The organism is Micromonospora sp. NPDC000316 (genome assembly GCF_042898885.1).
Lineage (GTDB): Bacteria > Actinomycetota > Actinomycetes > Mycobacteriales > Micromonosporaceae > Micromonospora.
Genome location: NZ_JBIAZG010000008.1, coordinates 161,844 through 179,373 on the forward strand (window position 1 = coordinate 161,844; position 17,530 = coordinate 179,373).

Below are 17,530 nucleotides of genomic sequence, written 5' to 3' on the forward strand. Positions count from 1 at the left end.
GTTGGCCGGTGGTGATAACGGTTCGGCCGTCGGGGGTTGAAGTCCACGCGCCGCTGCCGTAGAAATTCTTCAGCAACTTTGCGCTATGTGAAGACAAGCAACAACCCTCCGTGCCTCGCGAGACGGACGCCTTCCCCCATGACCCGGCGACCGCCCGACCCGAACCGAGGAGACCTCATGAACAGGCGTGACATCCTGCGGCGCACCGCCGCCGCCGGCCTGCTGGCCACCCCCGCAGCCGGCCTGCTCGCCGGCTGCGCCACCGGCGGCGGCGACAACGACGACACCGCCGCCTACAAGGGCACCAAGAGCGAGCAGAACCCGCTCGGCGTCAAGGAGGACGCTCCGCTCGAGGTGGTGATCTTCGGCGGCGGGTTCGGTGAGGAGTACGCCAAGGCCCACGAGGCCATGTACACCGAGAAGTACCCGAAGGCGAAGATCAAGCACTCCGCCACGCAGGAGATCAGCAAGACCCTCCAGCCCCGCTTCGTCGACGGCACGCCGCCGGACGTGGTCAACAACTCCGGCGCCGGCCAGATCGACTTCAACGGCCTGGTCAGCCAGAACGCCATCGCCGACCTCGGCGAGCTGCTTGCCGCGCCGAGCCTCGACGTGCCCGGCAAGACGGTCAAGGACACACTGCTGCCCGGGGCGGTCGAGGTCGGGTCGTACGACGGCGCGTTCCTGGTGCTCAACTACACCTACACCGCGTACGGCATCTGGTACTCCGAGAAGCTTCTCAGCGAGCGCAGGTGGGAGTACGCCAAGACCTGGGACGACCACATCGCCCTCTGCAAGCAGATCAAGGCCGCCGGCATCGCCCCCTGGACGTACGCCGGACTGCACCCCCGCTACATGAGCTGGCCGCTGATCGCCACCGCCATCAAGCTCGGCGGCCCGTCGGTGGCGACCGCCATCGACAACCTGGAGCCGAATGCCTGGAAGTCCGACTCGATGAAGACCGCCGCCGACGCGTGGCACCAGATCGTCAAGGACAAGTTCATCCTGGAGGGCTCCGCCGGCCTCGACCACAAGCAGTCACAGACCGCCTGGTGCCAGGGCAAGGCCGCGTTCATCTCCTGCGGCTCGTGGCTGGAGAGCGAGCAGAAGGACGTCACACCGGCCGGCTTCAACATGACCATTGCGCCGACGCCGAGCCTGGGCAGCGGCGACAAGTTGCCGTACGAGGCGATCCGGGGCACCGCGGGTGAGCCGTTCATGGTGCCGGCCAAGGCCCGCAACGTCGCCGGTGGCCTTGAATACTTCCGGACCATGCTGTCCCGCAAGGGCGCACAGGACTTCACCAAGAAGGTCGCAAGCCTCACCGTGGTCGCCGGCGCCACCGAGGGCGTCGAGCTGCCGTACGGGTTGACCACAGTGGTCAAGGCGCTCGACGCGTCCGGCGCCAACGGCTTCAACTGGGTCTACAACAACTACTACCGCAAGCTGGAACGCAACCTCGTCGACGCCGCGTGTGGCGAGTTCTTCAGCGGCCGGATCGGCCCGGCGGAGTTCCTCGACCAGTGCCAGAAGGGCGCCGACTCCATCGCCCAGGACAGCTCGATCAAGAAGTACAAGCGAGCGGCCTGATCGCCCGGCCGGTGGGGGACCTCCACCCTCACCGGCCGCACACTGGGAAAGGTCCTCACCGTGAGACATGGCAAGTGGCCGCTGATCGTCACCTTCCTGGTGCCGCCGGTGCTGCTCTACGTCATATTCGTGGTCTCGCCGTACCTGCAGGCGTTCCAGATCTCCACCACCGACTGGCTCGGCTACTCGGCCGACGCCAACCAGGTCGGTCTGGCGAACTTCAAGACCCTGTGGCACGACGACTACGTGTGGAACGCGTTGAAGAACAACGCGATCCTGCTGGGCTTGGTGCCGGTGCTGACGATCGTGCTCGGGCTCTTCTTCGCCACCATGCTCGCCATGGGCGGGCGCAAGGGCCGCGCCGGAGTCACAGGCGTACGCGGCGGCGCGCTCTACCGCACCGTGTACTTCTTCCCGCAGGTGCTCTCCGTGGTGATCATCGCGCTGCTCTGGAAGGAGGTGTACCACCCGAACAAGGGGCTGCTCACCGCCGCCCTGCACGGGATCGGCCTGCCCGCGCCGACCTGGCTCGGCGACCCGGCCACCGCGTTCTGGTGCGTGCTGGCGGTGATGGTGTGGAGCAACGTCGGCTTCTACGTGGTGCTGTTCGGCGCCGCGATGTCAGCAGTGCCGAAGGAGATCTACGAGGCGGTGCTGCTCGACGGCGCGTCCCGGCTCACCACCCTGCGCCGGGTCACCCTGCCGCTGCTCTGGGACACCGTCCAGGTCGCCTGGGTCTACCTGGCCATCTTCGCCCTCGACGGGTTCATCCTCGTGCAGTTGATGACGAACGGCGGGCCGAACTTCTCCACCGACGTCATAGGCGTACGGATGTACGACACCGCCTTCGGCAGCGAGACCAAGTTCGGCTACGCCTCCGCGATAGGCGTGGTGATGTTCTTCCTGACCCTCTCGGTGGCGGTGCTGTCGCTGCGGGTCGGCCGGCGTGAACGGATCGAGTACTCGTGACCACTGTGGATCGCCCCACCGTCCCCGCGCCGACGCTGACCGTCGGCCGGGACCGCCCGGTGCGCCGGGAACTCGGCGTCGCCAACGCCCTCTCGCACGGCTTCCTGGTGCTCTGGGGCCTGCTCACCGTCCTGCCGCTGCTGTGGATGTTCCTCAGCTCGTTCAAGAGCAACGGCGAGATCCTGGCCGACCCGTGGGGGCTGCCCGGGGCGCTGCACTGGGACAACTGGGCGCGGGCCTGGACCGGCGCGCACATCGGCAGGTACTTCCTCAACAGCCTCGTGGTGGTCGCCGGCTCGGTGAGCCTCACCATGCTGATGGGCGCCACCGCCGCGTACGTCTTCGCCCGGTACGAGTTCCGGGGCCGCCAGATCATCTACTACCTGTTCGTGGGCGGGCTGATGTTCCCGGTGTTCCTCGCCCTGGTGCCGCTCTTCTTCGTGGTCCGCAACGCCGGTCTCTTCGGCACCTGGACCGGCCTGATCCTGGTGTACTCGGCGTACTCACTGCCGTTCACCGTGTTCTTCCTGACCGCGTTCTTCCGGACCCTGCCCACGTCGGTGGCGGAGGCCGCCATGGTCGACGGCTGCGGTCACTTCCGGCTCTTCTTCCGGGTGATGCTGCCGATGGCGCGTCCGGGATTGATCAGTGTCGCGATCTTCAACTTCCTCAGCCACTGGAACCAGTTCCTGCTGCCGCAGGTGCTGATGCAGGGCGACGAGTCCAAGTGGGTGCTCGCCCAGGGGCTGTTCGCCCTGTCGGTGAGCCAGGGCTACGCCGGCGACTACGCGCGGCTCTTCGCCGGGCTGAGCATCGCGGTGCTGCCGGTGCTCGCCGTCTACGTGGCCTTCCAACGTCAGGTCCAGGCCGGCCTGACCGCCGGTCAACTCAAGTAGCCCGACCCGCCCGGCTGTTCGCTGCCCGTCGCCGCTGCTCGCTGCCGCTGCCGCTGCCGCTGCCGCTGCCGCTGCCGCTGCCGCTGCCCGTCGCTCGGCGCCTGCCGCCCTGTCCACTGCCGACCGATCCCAATCACCGCCCGATCGCGGTGCGCACGGCAGTCGGCGGGCCTGCCTTCGCTTCCCAAGATCCGCGCGCTTTCGGTGAAGTTGCTGCCTCGCAACGCGGTGAGGCAGCAACTTCACCGAAGTTGCGCGGATCTTAGGACACGCAGGGCGCGGACACGCAGGGGCAGGGGGCGGCGCAGGGCGTCGGCGGGCGGGGGAGGCGCGGGGCGGAGGCGCGGGGTGGCGGCGGGCGGTCAGGGGGTGGGGAAGAGGCGGGCGTGCAGGGCGGCCGGGTCGGTGACCTCGGCCAGGTCGCGGGCGGCCAGCCAGGCTGCGGCGGCGGCTCCGTCGCCGGCGGTGCGTAACGGCGCGTGCGGCCACTGTTGGCCGATCTCGACCCGGACGGCGGCGGCGAGCGGGGTGTCTCCGGTGAGCAGTCCGCCGCCGAGCACGAGCGGGGTGTCGGCGCCGGCCGCGCGGATGCGACCGACGCTCTGAACCAGGTGCGCGGCGGCCTCGGCGATGAGGGCTGTGGCCACCGGCTCGCCCTCGGTGGCGGCGGTGACGACAAGCGGCGCCAGCCGGGCCAGGTCGACAGGTGGCCGGCGGGTCACCGCCTGGATGGTGGCGTCCACTGTGTCCCGTGGGCGGGCGGCGATGTCGGCGCTGCCCATCAGTTCGGTGAGCACGGCAGTGGTCAGTCTGCCGAGGGTGTGGCCGGAATCCAGGTCGGCGAGGAGTCGGCGGACGGCTTCGCGGCCGAGCCAGAAGCCCGATCCGGCGTCGCCGAGCAGCCAGCCGTGGCCGTCGGCGACGCGGTCCAGCCTCAGGTCGCGGACGTGGGCGGTGATGGCCCCGGTGCCGGCGATGAGCACCGTCCCGTCGGGGTCGGCGGTGCCGGAGGCGTACGCGACGAGGGCGTCGCCGTGCACGGCGTACGGGCAGCGCAGGCCTGCGTCGTGCCAGGCTCTGTCGAAGGCGGCCCGTCCGGCGGGGTCGGCAAGCAGCCGGGCGGCTCCGGCGAGCCCGATGGTGCCGGCGGCGACCCGGGCTGGGTCGACGTCGGCGAGTGCCCCGCGCAGCGCGGTCAGCAGTTCGGCGGCGGCTCGTTCGGCACCGTGGCTTGTGGGGTTGCCACCGCCGCCGCGACCGGTGCCGAGGCGTACGCCGGTGAGGGTCAGGGCGGTCGCCCGAGTGGACGTACCGCCGACGTCGAGACCGACCACGACGGTGTCGGACATCGGCACGGCCCTCCTTGCGTTTCGCGGCGACGGGCCCGTTCATGCTGGTCGGCGCCGTCGCGCGGAGCAAGACCCGGCGAGTGCGCCAGGTAACAGTTTGAAAACTTCGCCCACGGTCTTGACACAGGGGGGCGTTCAGTAAGAACTTTTACCACTAACAGTTAACAGTCTTTTCGAAAAGGTGAGGCGTCGATGAGTGAACACGAGGTGGACACCACTGCGGGGACCGCGGTGGTCGATGCCGACGTGTTCGACAGGCGCGGCACGCTCGGATCCGCCTCGGACGGGGTGCTGGCCCGGGTCCGCAACGGCCTCGGCGAGCTGACCGGCGCGCTGCGCCGTGTCGCCGAGCACGTGCTGAGCGACCCGGAGGCTGCCGCCCGATCCACAATCGTCGAACTCGCCGAGCGCAGCGGCACTTCGCCGGCCACCATCACCCGCTTCTGCCGGGCCATGGGCTTCGAGGGCTACGCCGACCTGCGACTCGGCATCGCCTCCGAAACCGGCCGGGCCCGCTCCGCCGGCTGGACCGTCGACATCGGCCGTGAGATCCAGCCGGGCGACCCCCTCGCGCGGGTCCTCGACCAGATCATGGCCGCCGACACCCGGGCCATGCACGACACCGCCGCGCTGCTCGACCTCGTCGAGGTGGAACGGGCCGCGGTGGCGATCGCCGGCGCCAACCGGGTGAACATCTTCGGCGCCAGCGGCAGCGCGCTTGTGGGCGAGGAGATGCAGTTCAGCCTGCACCGCATCGGGGTGGCCGCCTGGGCGTGGAACGACGTGCACGAAGGGCTGGCCAGCGCGGCGCTGCTGCGCGCCGGAGACGTGGCGCTCGGCATCTCCCACACCGGACAGACGCGGGAGACAATCGAGATGCTCGCCGAGGCGGGCAGCCGGGGCGCCACGACGCTCGCCCTCACCGGCTTCCCCCGCTCGCCGCTTGCCGAGCTGGCCGACATCGTGCTGCTCACCGCCAGTCAGGCCACCACCTTCCGGCCGGACGCGCTCTCCGCCCGCCACCCCCAGCTGGTGGTGCTCGACCTGCTCTACATCGCCGTGGCCCAGCGCACCCACGACCGCGCCCACGCGGCCTTCCGGCGCACCGCGCAGGCCGTCGACGGCCACAAGGCCGCGAAGGGAGCCACTTCATGATCAGTGCCCAGGGGTACGCGGACGCGGTCCGCCCGGTGCTCGACAGGCTGCTCGACTCCGAGGCCGACGGGATCACCAGGGCCGCCGACCTGATCGCCGACAGCCTGCGTGCCGGCGGCGTGCTCCAGGCGTTCGGCGCAGGGCACTCCGAGGGGTTCGCCGCCGAGCTGGTCGCCCGAGCCGGCGGGCTGGTCCCCACCAACCGTCTCTCGGTACGCGACCTGGTGGTGCACGGCGACGCCCCGCGCGACGTACTCACCGATCCCAAGCTGGAGCGCGACCCCTCGATCGCCCACCAGATCTACGCCCTCGCGGCGCCGCAGCCGCGCGACGTGTTCGTGGTGGCGTCCCAGTCCGGCATCAACGGCTCGGTCGTCGAGCTGGCGGCGCTGGTCACCGAGCGCGGTCACCCGTTGATCGCGGTCACCTCCGTCGAACACACCGCACGGGTCGCCCCACGGCACCCGTCCGGTCACCGACTCGCCGACCTCGCCGACGTCGTCCTGGACAACGGCGCGCCGTACGGCGATGCACTGCTGCCGCTCGAGGGCGGCGGCGCGGTCTGTGCGGTCTCCTCGGTCACCACGGCGCTGCTGGCGCAGCTGCTGACCGCGGAGGTCGTACGACGGTTCCACCAGGCCGGGGAGGTACCCCCTATCTACCTCTCCGCCAACGTCCCCGGTGGGGACGAGCACAACCTCGCCCTCGAGTCGCGGTACGCCGGGCGTCTCCGGCGCACCGCCTGACCCGAAATTCCACAAGGAGAGACGACGATGTCGATTACCCCCGAGCACCCGGCAGCACTCGACCGTCGCACTGTGCTGCGTCGCGCCGCCGCCGTGGGTCTGCTCGCCACTCCGGCCATCGGCCTGCTCAGCGCCTGCGCCACGAGCGGCGGCGACGAGAAGAACGAGCAGGTCGCCGAGGGCACCAAGAGCGCCGCCAACCCGCTGGGCGTCAAGGAGGACGCCCCGATCGAGGTGATCATCTTCAACGGCGGCTACGGCGAGAAGTACGCCACCGACGTGCACGAGCCGCTCTACAAGAAGGCGTTCCCCAAGGCGGAGGTCAAGCACCAGGCCACGCAGGCCGTCTCCACTGTGCTCCAGCCGCGCTTCGCGTCCGGCAACCCGCCGGAGTTCGTCAACAACTCGGGCGAGAAGCTGATGGACTTCGGCGCGCTCGTCGCCGACGGTCAGCTGCACGACCTCACCGAGCTGTGGGACGCCCCCTCGGTCGACGACCCGGCCAAGAAGGTCCGCGACACAGTGGTGCCCGGCACCGTCGAGGCGGGCTCGTTCAACGGCAAGCCGTACGTCCTGTACTACGTCTCCACCGTCTTCGGCATCTGGTACTCCGCCAAGCTGTTCAAGGACAACGGCTGGGCGCCGGCCAAGACCTGGGACGACTTCATCGCCCTGCTCACAGCCATCAAGGCCAAGGGCGTCACGCCCTACGGGTACGCCGGCTCGAACGCGGCCTACTACCAGTGGAACGTGATCCTCACCCAGGCCGCCAAGATCGGCGGCACGGACGTACTCAAGAACATCGACAACCTGGAGGACGGCGCCTGGAAGCAGGACGCGGTCAAGCAGGCTGCCACCGCGTGGGCCGAGGTCGGCGCGAAGTTCAGCGACAAGAGCTTCGAAGGGCTCAAGCACACCGACGTGCAGCTGCGGCAGAACCAGTACAAGCTGGCCCTGTACCCCAGCGGTGACTGGCTGGAGGGCGAGCAGAAGCAGGACACCCCGCCCGGCTTCGACTACCAGCTCATGCCGGTGCCGAGCCTGACCGCGTCGGACAAGATGCCGGCCACCGCGCTGCGCGCCACCGCTGGTGAGGGCTACTTCGTCTCGGCGAAGAGCAAGAACCCCAAGGGCGGCCTGGAGTACATGCGCCAGATGCTGTCCACGGCGGGCGCGAAGGGCTTCACCGAGGTGGTCAAGGCCCCGACCGTGGTCACCGCCGGCTCGGAGGGCTTCGCCTTCCCGCCCGGTGTGGCAAGCTCGCAGGCCGCGCTCAAGGCGGCCGGTCAGGACGTGTTCAACCTGTACTTCGACGGCTGGTACAAGGAGCTCGACACGGAGGCGCGGACCGCCACCAACGAGCTGATGTTCGGCCGGATCAATGCGGACGCCTTCGTGGAGCGGATCCAGAAGAAGGCCGACGCGATCAAGAAGGACAGCTCGGTCGCCAAGTTCAAGCGCTGATCGATCGGAGCTAGGGTCATGCGGCACGGCAAGTATCCATTCGTGATCGGATTCCTGTTCGCCCCGGTCACGCTGTACGTGGTCTTCGTCATCGCGCCGTACGCGCAGGCGTTCCAGATCTCGATGACCAACTGGCGGGGCCTGTCGGCTCCGCAGTGGGTGGGCTTCGACAACTATCGGAGGCTGCTCGACGACGGCAGCTTCCTGAAGGCGGTCCAACACCACGGCGTACTGCTGCTTGCCCTGCCGCTGATCACCATCGCCATCGCGTTGTTCTTCTCTTTCCTGCTCAACGTGGGCGGCAAGAGCAGCGGTGGTCAACGCCAGGGGGTCTGGGGGGCGAAGTTCTACCGGGTGGTGTTCTTCTTCCCCCAGGTCCTGGCGGTGGCCATCATCGCTGTTCTGTTCCAGATGGTGTACCGGCCGAACGAGTCCGGCCTGATCAACGGCGTACTCATGAAGTTCGGCATGGAGCCGATCCTCTTCCTCGTCAAGCCGAACCTGGCCCTCTGGTCGATCATCGCGGTGCTCGTGTGGCAGGCCGTCGGCTTCTACGTGGTGCTGTTCTCGGCCGGGATGGCCTCCATCCCAGGTGAGATCTACGAGGCCGCGGAGATGGACGGCGCGAGCAAGGTGACCCTGTTCTTCCGGGTCACCCTGCCGCTGCTCTGGGACACCCTCCAGGTGGCCTGGGTCTACCTGGGCATCGCGGCGTTCGACGCGTTCGCCATCGTCGCGGTGCTCTCGGTGGACAGTGGCGGCCCGGACGGCGCCACCACAGTCCTGGCCATGGAGATCTACCGGAACGCGTTCGTCTACTCGAAGTACGGCTACGCCTCCGCGATGGGCGTGGCGCTGTTCTTCCTCACCATCACGTTCGCGGCGCTGACGCTGCGGCTCACCAAGCGGGAAAGCGTGGAGTACTGATGAACCCGCAGTCGACGCTGCCGCCGACACCGGCGGCGCTACCGCCGAAGACCGGCGACCCGGACGCGACCGGCCGGCGGGGGAGCAAAGGCCCCCGCTCGGAGGTACGCCTCCTGGCCGGCATGGGGCACATCGCGCTCGCCGTCTGGGCGGTGATCGTGATCGTGCCGATCCTCTGGACGTTCCTCGCCGCGTTCAAGAACACAAGCGAGATCTTCAGCAGCCCGTGGACGCTCCCCGGGGAGCTACGCTGGGAGAACTTCGGTCGGGCCTGGACCAAGGCGAACGTCGGCCGGTACTTCCTCAACAGCGTCATAGTCGTCGGCTTCAGCACGTTCGGCACCATGCTGCTCGGTTCGATGGCGGCGTACGTCCTGGCCCGGTACAAGTTCTGGGGCAACCGGGCGATCTACTACCTCTTCGTGTCCGGGTTGGCGTTCCCGGTCTTCCTGGCCCTGGTGCCGCTCTTCTTCGTGGTGCGCAATCTGGGTCTGTTGGACACCCACACCGGGGTGGTGCTCGTCTACATCGCGTACTCGTTGCCGTTCACGGTGTTCTTCCTGGCCGCGTTCTTCAAGACGCTGCCGTCGTCGGTGGCCGAGGCGGGGATGATCGACGGCTGCGGGCACACCCGGCTTTTCTTCCAGGTCATGATGCCGATGGCGAAGCCTGGCCTGATCAGCGTGGCGATCTTCAACATCATCGGTCAGTGGGCGCAGTACCAACTTCCCCTGGTGCTGCTGTCCAACGCCAAGGACAAGTGGGTGCTCACCCAGGGCATCGCCGACATCTCGGTAAACGCCGGCTACGAGGCGGACTGGTCCGGGCTGTTCGCGGCGCTCACAATCGCCATCCTCCCGATGATCATCGTGTACGCGGTGTTCCAACGGCAGATCCAAGCCGGCCTCACCTCCGGCGCCGTGAAGTAAGGAAGGGCACCTCATTAACGCCTGATGTATAGGAAGGGCCCCTTGTTGACACCCCCCACGGGCGAGGTGTCAACAAGGGGCCCTTCCTTTCACCTCGGGGGTTGGCGTTCCTCGGCTCGGGTGTGCCACGAGTGCCAGAGCGCCGCGTACGCCCCGTCGGCAGCCACTAGTTCGTCGTGGCTGCCGATCTCGGTGATCCGGCCGTCGGCCAGCACGGCGACCCGGTCGGCGTCGTGCGCGGTGTTGAGCCGGTGCGCGATAGCGATGACGGTCCGACCGGCGAGCACGGCGGCCAGCGCCCGTTCGGTACGACGGGCGGTGGTCGGATCGAGCGCGGCGGTCGCCTCGTCCAGGATGAGGGTGTGCGGGTCGGCGAGCACCAGCCGGGCCAGCGCCAACTGCTGGGCCTCGGCCGCACCGAGTTGCCGCGCGCCGTCGCCGAGCGCGGTGTCCAACCCTTCGGGCAGTTGCGCGTACCAGTCGGCGCCCACGGTGCTGAGCGCGGCTCGCATCTGCTCGTCGCAGGCGTCGGGTGCGGCGAAGGCGAGGTTGTCGCGCACCGAGCCGATGAAGACGTGGTGCTCCTGGGTGACCAGGGCGATCCGGCGACGCCGCTCGGCGGGGTCGAGGTCGGTGACGGGGCAACCGCCGATGCTGACGACGCCCTGCCGTGGTGCGTCGATCCCGGCGAGCAGCCGGGCCAGGGTGGACTTGCCGGCACCCGACGGACCGACCACGGCGAGCCGCTCGCCGGGCCGCACGTCCAGGTCGATGCCGTGCAGCACGTCCTGCCCGCCGGTGTAGGAGAACCGCGCGCCACGCACCACGAGCCGCTCACCACGCGACGTGACAGTCGTGCCGGCGGGCTCGGGCGTTACCAGGCCGACGCCGAGCACCCGGGCGTACGACGCGAAGCCACGTTGCGCCTGCTCCGTCCACTGCAACAGCCGGTCCAGCGGCTCGATCGCCTGTTGCAGGTAGAGCGCGGCCGCGACCACCGCGCCGAGCGAGACCATGTCCCGGGTGAGCAGGTATCCGCCGACGAGCAGCACCAGGGCGATCGGCAGCGGATAGCTGGCCTCCACGACCGAGAAGAACACGGTGCGCAGCGCGAGGGTGGCCCGCCGGGCCTGCCACACCAGGGCGATGCGTGTGGTGCCGTGGCCGATCCGGTGGTCGGTCAGCCGCAGCGCCTCCACGGTCCGGGCACCCTCGGCGGTGGTGGTGAGCGTCTCGGTCAGCTCGGCCGACTGCGCACCCTCGGCGAGGTACGCCGAGCTGGCCCGCCGCAGGTACCAGCGGGTCACCGCGACGATCGACGGCAGCCCGGCCAGCGCTGCCAGCCCGAGCAGCGGATGCAGCAGGAACACCGCCCCGAACAGCAACGTCAACTGCACCGAGGCGATGACCATTGTGGGCACCACGTCACGGACTGTGGTCCCGACCGTCGCCACGTCGACCGAGCTGCGGGTAGCCAGGTCCCCGGAGCCGGCCCGCTCGACGACCGAGACGGGCAGCCCGAGTGTCCTGCCGACGAACTCCTCGCGCAGTTCGGCGATGGCCCGCTCACCGAACCGGTGGCCGGCGTACTGGGCGTACCGGGAAAGCAACGCGCTGACCAGGACGCAAACGGCGATGGCCAGCGCGAGACGGTCCACAGTGGCCACGCCCGCGCCGGCCGAGACCCGGTCGACGATCGTGCCGAGCAGCCACGGCGGGGCGAGGCCGGCGACCGCTGCGGCGCAGTGCAGCGCCAGCACGATCCCGACGGCCCGCCGATGTCTGCTGATCATGTCCCGCAACGCCCGGCGTACGGTGCCCCGGTCGGCCACCGGCAGCCGGCTCACCGGTACGCCTCCTCGGCGTCGGCGCGCTCATCGAGGTCGGAATCCCCGCTGCCCCGGGCCACCAGGTGCCGATAGTCGGCGTCCTGGTCGAGCAGGTAGGCGTGGCTGCCGGTGACGGTGATCCGGCCGGCGCTCAGGTGCGCGACCAGGTCGGCCCGGCCGAGCAGCAGCGGCGACGTCGCGATCACCACAGTGGTCAGACCGGCCCGCGCGACACGCAGCCGCTCGGCGATCCGCGCCTCGGTGTGCGCGTCCACGGCCGACGTCGGGTCGACGAGGATCAGCACCTCCGGCTCGGCGAGGAGCGCCCGGGCCAGGCGTACCCGTTGGCGCTGGCCCCCGGAGAGCGTCCGCCCCCGGGCGTCGATCGGGGTGTCCAGCCCGGCGGGCAGGGCGTCGACGACATCCTCGGCCGACGCGACCCGCAGCGCCGCGGCGATCCGGTCGTCGTCGGCCGCGTGCAGGATGTCCCGCAGAGTTCCGGCGAAGAGGTACGAGTCGTGGTCGGCCACCAGGATCCGGGCCCGGATCTCGTCCAGGGCGATCCCGCTCAGCGGCACACCGCCCCAGGTGGTGTCGCTGACGACGTAGCGGCCGAGCCGGTCGGCCAATGCGACAGCCGCGGCCGGGTCGTCGGCCGCCACCCCGGTCAGCCGGCCGACGCGCACGGTAAGGCCGGACACCGGGTCGTGCAGGTCGGCAAGGCGGGACGGCGCGGCCACGGCGCCCGGCCGACGTGCGTCGGGCACGCCACTCGGCCCGCGTGCGTCGGGCACGTCGCCCGGTCCGCGTGCGTCGGGCACGTCGCCCGGCCACCGACGGCCCGGGCCGCCGACGTCGTCGGGGGACAGCCTGAGCAGGGCGACGATCCGCCGGGCGGCGACCCGGCCCCGGATCAGCTGGTAGCTGCCCTCCAGCAGGAACCAGACCGGCACGATGAGGGTCGCCACGTAGCCGTAGACGGCGACCAGTTCACCGACCGTGACATCACCGGAGACCGCCATCCGCGCCGTCAGCCACACCACCGCCGCCAGCAACAACCCGGGGATCGCGACGGTGACCGCGTCGATCCAACTGTTTACCGCGCCCACCCGGTAGCCCTCGGCGCGCAGGTCCTGGGAGCGGGCCGCGTACCGCCGGGCGAACAGGTCCCGGCCGCCCACGCCGGCGAGCACGCGCAGCCCGGCCACGATGTCGCCGGATCGGGCGGTGAGCGCGCCCTGCTGCTTGCGGTAGACCGACTCGGCCCGCTCCAGGCGGCGCAGCAACGGCCCGACGACAAGCCCGACCACCGGCACTCCCACAAGCACGCAGAGCGCGAGCATCGGGGAGATCGACCAGAGCAGCACGCCGACGACCGAGTACGCGACGACCGCGCCGACGCCCGGCCCGGTGAGCGTCAACACCTGGGCCGACCAGTCGATGTCGGAGCCACCGATGGTGGCCACCTCGCCGGCGGCTACCCGGCGCGGCAGGGCCGCGCCGAGCCGGGACACCTGGCGCAGCACGACGGCAGCGGAACGGGCCTTGGCGTCCTCCCGGATGAACGTCATCGTGCGGTGTCGCATGGTGCCCACGAGCGACAACGCCAGGCCCGCGACGACGATCGCCGCGACCCAGAACGCCAGGGCCCGCATGTCGCCGGCGCCCAGCCCGGCGTCGACGGCACGGGCGATCAGATAGGGCCGTGCCGACAGCGCGACCATCCAGGCCGTGCCCAGGAGGCTCCCGCGAAGCACCCGCCAGGGCTGGCGGCGGACCAGCCACCACAGGTAGCGCATCGGCCCCCTGGTGTCCGGAATGCCGGGATCGGGATGTGGGATCTGTGGGGGCACCCGGTTCACGCTACCGATCCCTTCCGCTATCCACCGACCCGTTTTCGCCCGCGCCGCCCCGTTCCGTCGGTTGGGCGCGGCCGATGTCAGGGGGACGAGGCAGAATCGCATCCGTGCTGGTGGCGGTGGTGTCCGATGAGCGGGGCGGCGGCGAGCTGCGCCCGCTGGATGCCGCCGGCAGGCCGACTGGTCCGACCGAGATCGTCGCCGACCTGGCCGCGGCCGTGGCCGCTCGGGAGGCGGTCGAGCGTCCGCGCTGGGTCTGGTCGGCCGCCGGCACGGTCTATCCGGCGTTGCTGCGCGCGGGGGCGCGCGTCGAGCGCTGCCACGATGTGGAGCTGACCGAGGCGCTGCTGCTCGGGCACGCCGGCCGCTGGGGCGAGCCCCGGTCGTTGGCCGCCGCCTGGGCCCGCATGACCGGCGCGGCGGTGCCACCCGACCCGCCGCCGCGCGCCGCCGCGCCACCCGGGCACGGCCAGGCCGCGCTCTTTGACTCGCTGCCCGGCCCGTCGGGCCCGGGCATCGAGGCACTGACCCAGGTGTACGCCGACCAGCTCGCCCGCATCGCCGACACCGAGCATCCGGGCCGGTTCCGGTTGCTGGTGGCCGCCGAGTCGGCGGGCGCGCTGATCGCGGCGGAGATGGGTGTCGCCGGGCTGCCCTGGCGGGGCGAGGTGCACGACGAGATCCTCGCCGAGCTGCTGGGCGAGCCGTCCCCGGTCGGCGGCCCACCGCGCCGGCTTGCCGAGTTGGCAAGCCGGATCGCCGACGCGTTGGGCGTACGGCAGTTGCACGCCGATTCGCCTGCCGAGCTGCTGAAGGCGTTCGCCCGGGTCGGGGTGGAGCTGCCCAACACCCGGGCGTGGGTGCTGCGCGGGGTCGACCATCCGGCGGTGCCGCTGGTGCTGGAATACAAGGAGCTCTACCGGATCTGGACGGCGCACGGCTGGTCGTGGCGTGAGCAGTGGGTGCGCGACGGCCGTTTCCAACCGGAGTACGTGCCGGGCGGCGTGGTCTCCGGGCGCTGGGCCACCCGGGGTGGGGGTGCGTTGCAGATCCCCAAGGTGATCCGCCGCGCGGTGGTGGCCGATCCGGGCTGGCGGTTTGTGGTCGCCGACGCCGGCCAGTTGGAGCCTCGCGTGCTCGCGGCGGTCTCCGGCGACGCGCGGCTGGCGGCGGCGGGCGGTGCCGGCGACCTCTATGCCGCGCTGGCCCGCGACTCGTTCGCCGGCGACCGGGCCAAGGCCAAGGTGGCCCTGCTCGGCGCGATGTACGGGCAGACCGGCGGGGCGGCGGTGCCCGCGCTCGCGGTGTTGAAGCGCAGCTACCCGACGGCGTTCGGTTACGTCGAGGCGGCGGCGCGCACAGGTGAGGCGGGCGGGTTGGTGCGTTCGTGGCTGGGGCGTACGTGCCCGCCCGGCTCGCTCGGGTTCGGCGACCCGGACGACGGGCCTGTCGATCCGGACAGCGCGGCCGACCGGCAGAGCCCTCGGGCGCGTGCCGCGCGGTCGCGGGGCCGGTTCACCCGCAACTTCGTCATCCAGGCCACGGCCGCGGAGTGGGCGTCCACACTGCTGGCCACGCTGCGCACCGCGCTGGCCGGCACGGACGCCGAGTTGGTCTTCTTCCAGCACGACGAGGTGGTCGTGCACTGCCCGGCGGAGCAGGCCGAGGCGGTCGCCGAGGCCGTGGACCGGGCCGGTCGGCGAGCCACCGCGCTGCTGTTTGGTGACACCCCGGTGCGCTTCCCGCTCGATCTGTCCATCGTCGACTGCTACGCCGACGCGGCCTGAGCGGCCCCAGCTCCGACGCAATGCCGGCGCTTTCCACCTTGTTCGCCAGCTGGTCCGTCCCGGATCAGCTGGCGCCGTGTTGTCTCGTTGCCTGCGCGGCCATCAGGATGAGGTCGGCTATCGCCTCGGGGTGGGTGACCATCGCCAGGTGCGACGACTCGACCTCGATGGTGGTGGCGCCCATCCGTTGCGCCAGGAACCGTTCGAGTTCGGGTGCGGTGGTGCGGTCGAGAGTGGAGATCGAGTAGTAGCAGGGTTTGTCCCGCCAGGCGGCGGTGGTCGTCCGTGCCTTGAACAGATCACCGGCGATCGGCCCCTGGACCGCGTAGAGGGCCCGGGCGCGGGCCTCGTCCACCCCGCCGGCGAAGTCGTTCAGGAATGCCTCCTCGCTGAGCTGGGCGAAGCCGTCATGGTGAACGAGCCCCGCGTTGGCCGGTGGGGTCGGGTACTGGCCGGCGAGCGCGGTGTAGTCCTCGCCGACGTCGGGTGCCCGGGCGGCCACGTAGACCAGGGCGGTGACGTTCGGGTGGTCACCGGCCTCGGTGATGACGGTGCCGGCCCAGGAATGGCCGGCCAGCACCGTGGGGCCGTCCTGTCGGTCGAGGGCGCGTCGGGTGGCGGCTACGTCATCGGCCAGCGAGGTCAGCGGATTCTGCACCGCGGTGGCGTTCAGCCCGGCTCGTTGCAGGACGGGGATAACGTCGGACCACGATGATCCGTCGGCGTACGCGCCGTGCACCAGTACGACGTTGCGGGCAGTCTCGGGCGGCGGCACGTCACTCACGTCAACCTCCAGGTATCGGGTGGGCGGCGGGCGAGGAGCCCTTGTCCCACACCGTCTCCCAGCCCCGTCGCCGGTCGGAGCGAATCGCCAAGATTGCGGACAGCCGTCGCGGGGTGCGCTAGGACCACTCTGCCGGCGCGCTTGCGCGGCGAGCGGCCGCGCGCGCGACTCGCCTAGGCCGACCATGGCCGCTCGGACGGTTTCATCGAGTAGGAGATGGTTGGCGAAGGATACCCAATCTATACGATTTGCCCCGCCACTCTCCTTTGGTGCCAGTCGTTGCAGTCGGTGTGCGTAGGACGGGACGGCCGGGGCCAGGTCGCCCCCAAGTGGGAGGGAGCCTGGCTCTGAACCGGATCGCAGGAATGATCATCGCCGCGGGGGGTGGTCGCCGCATCGGCGGCCCGGAAGCCCTGCTGCACCAGGGGGAGAAGCCCCTGGTCAACCAGATGATCGACACGATGACCGAGGCGGGCTGCGAGCAGATCGTGGTCGTGCTGGGTGCCGCCGCCGAGCAGGTCCGACAGACCGCCGACCTGGGCAAGGCCACCGTAGTGATCAACAAGGCATGGGGCACCGGGGTCGGCTCGTCCATCCGGGCCGGCCTGGCCGCCATGGGCGACGAGGGGATCGAGGCGGTGGTGGTGGTCCCGGTCGACATGCCGGGCCTGACCGCCGCCGCGGTCCGCCGGGTGTCCGCGCTGCCGTACCCGGACGTGCTGGTCTGCGCCACCTACGACGGGCTGCGCGGTTACCCCATGCTGTTCGGCCGCCGGCACTGGCCCGGCATCGCCACTCTGGCCAGCGCCGACGTGGGTGCCCGGCCGTACCTGCTGGCGCACAAGGACCAGATCGTCGACATCGCCTGCGACTCGGTGGCCGACGGCAGTCGGGTCGACACCCCGGAGCTGATGGCGCTCTACGGCCTGACCGTCCCGCCGCAGCGGGTGGGCGTCTAGTTTGCTGGCTCGGCAACCCGGCAACCCGGCAACCCGGCAACCCGGCAAGCCGAAGCGGTGACGCGATAACGCGGTGACGCGTGACGTCGGGGGAGGGGTGGGCACCTACCCTTCGCTTCCTTTGCTCTGCTTCAACCCACGCACCACCGCTCGTCCGATAGTCGGACACCGGGTGTTGCGTCAGTTGAAGCAGAGCAAAGGATCCGCCCATCCCTACCGACAGCCGAGAAGGCCGGCAGGGGTGGCAGCAGGCGCGCCGCCGGCTGCCCCGCACTACGGCAGGGCAG

At 70.6% G+C, this 17,530-nt stretch carries 14 protein-coding genes; 10 read left to right on the forward strand and 4 right to left on the reverse strand.

Features of this window, described 5'->3' with window-relative positions:
• The first annotated feature begins 177 nt into the window (after positions 1-177).
• Genes ngcE (ACFY2Q_RS18235) through ACFY2Q_RS18245 form a run of 3 tightly spaced genes read left to right on the forward strand, consistent with a single transcriptional unit; the run spans position 178 to position 3,455 of the window.
• Positions 178-1,590, forward strand: a complete 1,413-nt coding sequence (ngcE, locus tag ACFY2Q_RS18235) for an N-acetylglucosamine/diacetylchitobiose ABC transporter substrate-binding protein (RefSeq protein ID WP_387131545.1) — start codon at positions 178-180, stop codon at positions 1,588-1,590.
• A 60-nt stretch (positions 1,591-1,650) separates the two neighbouring features.
• The gene (locus tag ACFY2Q_RS18240) at positions 1,651-2,559 is read left to right on the forward strand and encodes a carbohydrate ABC transporter permease (RefSeq protein WP_387131548.1); all 909 of its coding nucleotides are present in this window, start codon (positions 1,651-1,653) and stop codon (positions 2,557-2,559) included.
• On the forward strand, positions 2,556-3,455 hold the full coding sequence (locus tag ACFY2Q_RS18245; RefSeq protein WP_387131550.1) for a carbohydrate ABC transporter permease: 900 nt from the start codon (positions 2,556-2,558) through the stop codon (positions 3,453-3,455). Before ACFY2Q_RS18240 ends, ACFY2Q_RS18245 begins: the two co-directional genes overlap by 4 nt.
• Positions 3,456-3,817: 362 nt before the next feature.
• Here ACFY2Q_RS18245 and ACFY2Q_RS18250 read toward each other — a convergent pair whose 3' ends face one another.
• The gene (locus ACFY2Q_RS18250; RefSeq protein WP_387131553.1) at positions 3,818-4,804 is read right to left on the reverse strand and encodes an N-acetylglucosamine kinase; all 987 of its coding nucleotides are present in this window, start codon (positions 4,802-4,804) and stop codon (positions 3,818-3,820) included.
• A 192-nt stretch (positions 4,805-4,996) separates the two neighbouring features.
• Here ACFY2Q_RS18250 and ACFY2Q_RS18255 point away from each other — a divergent pair, with 192 nt between their 5' ends.
• The 5 genes from ACFY2Q_RS18255 to ACFY2Q_RS18275 are packed head-to-tail and all read left to right on the forward strand — an operon-like array spanning position 4,997 to position 10,025.
• On the forward strand, positions 4,997-5,959 hold the full coding sequence (locus ACFY2Q_RS18255) for a MurR/RpiR family transcriptional regulator (RefSeq protein ID WP_387131555.1): 963 nt from the start codon (positions 4,997-4,999) through the stop codon (positions 5,957-5,959).
• Entirely contained in the window at positions 5,956-6,705 is a 750-nt protein-coding gene (locus ACFY2Q_RS18260) for a sugar isomerase domain-containing protein (protein ID WP_387131557.1), read from the forward strand. The genes ACFY2Q_RS18255 and ACFY2Q_RS18260 overlap by 4 nt, the downstream gene beginning before the upstream one ends.
• Positions 6,706-6,732: 27 nt before the next feature.
• Positions 6,733-8,169 carry an N-acetylglucosamine/diacetylchitobiose ABC transporter substrate-binding protein gene (gene ngcE / locus ACFY2Q_RS18265; protein WP_387131560.1) on the forward strand — a complete coding sequence of 479 codons (1,437 nt, stop codon included), beginning with the start codon at positions 6,733-6,735 and terminating at the stop codon, positions 8,167-8,169.
• Between the two features lie 18 nt (positions 8,170-8,187).
• Positions 8,188-9,096 carry a carbohydrate ABC transporter permease gene (locus tag ACFY2Q_RS18270; protein WP_387131562.1) on the forward strand — a complete coding sequence of 303 codons (909 nt, stop codon included), beginning with the start codon at positions 8,188-8,190 and terminating at the stop codon, positions 9,094-9,096.
• Positions 9,096-10,025 (forward strand): carbohydrate ABC transporter permease, encoded by a 930-nt coding sequence (locus ACFY2Q_RS18275; protein WP_387131565.1) that lies wholly within the window; start codon positions 9,096-9,098, stop codon positions 10,023-10,025. The genes ACFY2Q_RS18270 and ACFY2Q_RS18275 overlap by 1 nt, the downstream gene beginning before the upstream one ends.
• A gap of 89 nt (positions 10,026-10,114) precedes the next feature.
• On the opposite strand, the gene ACFY2Q_RS18280 is transcribed toward ACFY2Q_RS18275, so the two are convergent.
• Together ACFY2Q_RS18280 and ACFY2Q_RS18285 are read right to left on the reverse strand one after the other, a co-directional pair.
• The gene (locus ACFY2Q_RS18280) at positions 10,115-11,818 is read right to left on the reverse strand and encodes an ABC transporter ATP-binding protein (protein WP_387131678.1); all 1,704 of its coding nucleotides are present in this window, start codon (positions 11,816-11,818) and stop codon (positions 10,115-10,117) included.
• 50 nt (positions 11,819-11,868) lie between these two features.
• Positions 11,869-13,653, reverse strand: a complete 1,785-nt coding sequence (locus ACFY2Q_RS18285) for an ABC transporter transmembrane domain-containing protein (protein ID WP_387131679.1) — start codon at positions 13,651-13,653, stop codon at positions 11,869-11,871.
• A 137-nt stretch (positions 13,654-13,790) separates the two neighbouring features.
• On the opposite strand from ACFY2Q_RS18285, the gene ACFY2Q_RS18290 reads away from it, so the two are divergent.
• Positions 13,791-15,500, forward strand: a complete 1,710-nt coding sequence (locus tag ACFY2Q_RS18290; protein ID WP_387131570.1) for a bifunctional 3'-5' exonuclease/DNA polymerase — start codon at positions 13,791-13,793, stop codon at positions 15,498-15,500.
• 64 nt (positions 15,501-15,564) lie between these two features.
• On the opposite strand, the gene ACFY2Q_RS18295 is transcribed toward ACFY2Q_RS18290, so the two are convergent.
• On the reverse strand, positions 15,565-16,284 hold the full coding sequence (locus ACFY2Q_RS18295; protein WP_387131573.1) for an alpha/beta fold hydrolase: 720 nt from the start codon (positions 16,282-16,284) through the stop codon (positions 15,565-15,567).
• A gap of 365 nt (positions 16,285-16,649) precedes the next feature.
• On the opposite strand from ACFY2Q_RS18295, the gene ACFY2Q_RS18300 reads away from it, so the two are divergent.
• A complete protein-coding gene (locus tag ACFY2Q_RS18300; RefSeq protein ID WP_387131575.1) occupies positions 16,650-17,243 on the forward strand; it encodes an NTP transferase domain-containing protein in 594 nt (197 codons plus the stop codon).
• Positions 17,244-17,530: the final 287 nt, after the last annotated feature.

Excerpts from the sequence above, each read along its gene's own strand:
- ngcE (WP_387131545.1), top strand. The coding sequence starts at position 178 with ATGAACAGGCGTGACATCCTGCGGCGCACCGCCGCCGCCGGCCTGCTG.
- ACFY2Q_RS18250 (WP_387131553.1), bottom strand. The coding sequence starts at position 4,804 with ATGTCCGACACCGTCGTGGTCGGTCTCGACGTCGGCGGTACGTCCACT.
- ACFY2Q_RS18255 (WP_387131555.1), top strand. The coding sequence starts at position 4,997 with ATGAGTGAACACGAGGTGGACACCACTGCGGGGACCGCGGTGGTCGAT.
- ACFY2Q_RS18260 (WP_387131557.1), top strand. The coding sequence starts at position 5,956 with ATGATCAGTGCCCAGGGGTACGCGGACGCGGTCCGCCCGGTGCTCGAC.
- ngcE (WP_387131560.1), top strand. The coding sequence starts at position 6,733 with ATGTCGATTACCCCCGAGCACCCGGCAGCACTCGACCGTCGCACTGTG.
- ACFY2Q_RS18270 (WP_387131562.1), top strand. The coding sequence starts at position 8,188 with ATGCGGCACGGCAAGTATCCATTCGTGATCGGATTCCTGTTCGCCCCG.
- ACFY2Q_RS18275 (WP_387131565.1), top strand. The coding sequence starts at position 9,096 with ATGAACCCGCAGTCGACGCTGCCGCCGACACCGGCGGCGCTACCGCCG.
- ACFY2Q_RS18280 (WP_387131678.1), bottom strand. The coding sequence starts at position 11,818 with ATGATCAGCAGACATCGGCGGGCCGTCGGGATCGTGCTGGCGCTGCAC.
- ACFY2Q_RS18285 (WP_387131679.1), bottom strand. The coding sequence starts at position 13,653 with ATGCGCTACCTGTGGTGGCTGGTCCGCCGCCAGCCCTGGCGGGTGCTT.
- ACFY2Q_RS18290 (WP_387131570.1), top strand. The coding sequence starts at position 13,791 with ATGTCAGGGGGACGAGGCAGAATCGCATCCGTGCTGGTGGCGGTGGTG.
- ACFY2Q_RS18300 (WP_387131575.1), top strand. The coding sequence starts at position 16,650 with ATGATCATCGCCGCGGGGGGTGGTCGCCGCATCGGCGGCCCGGAAGCC.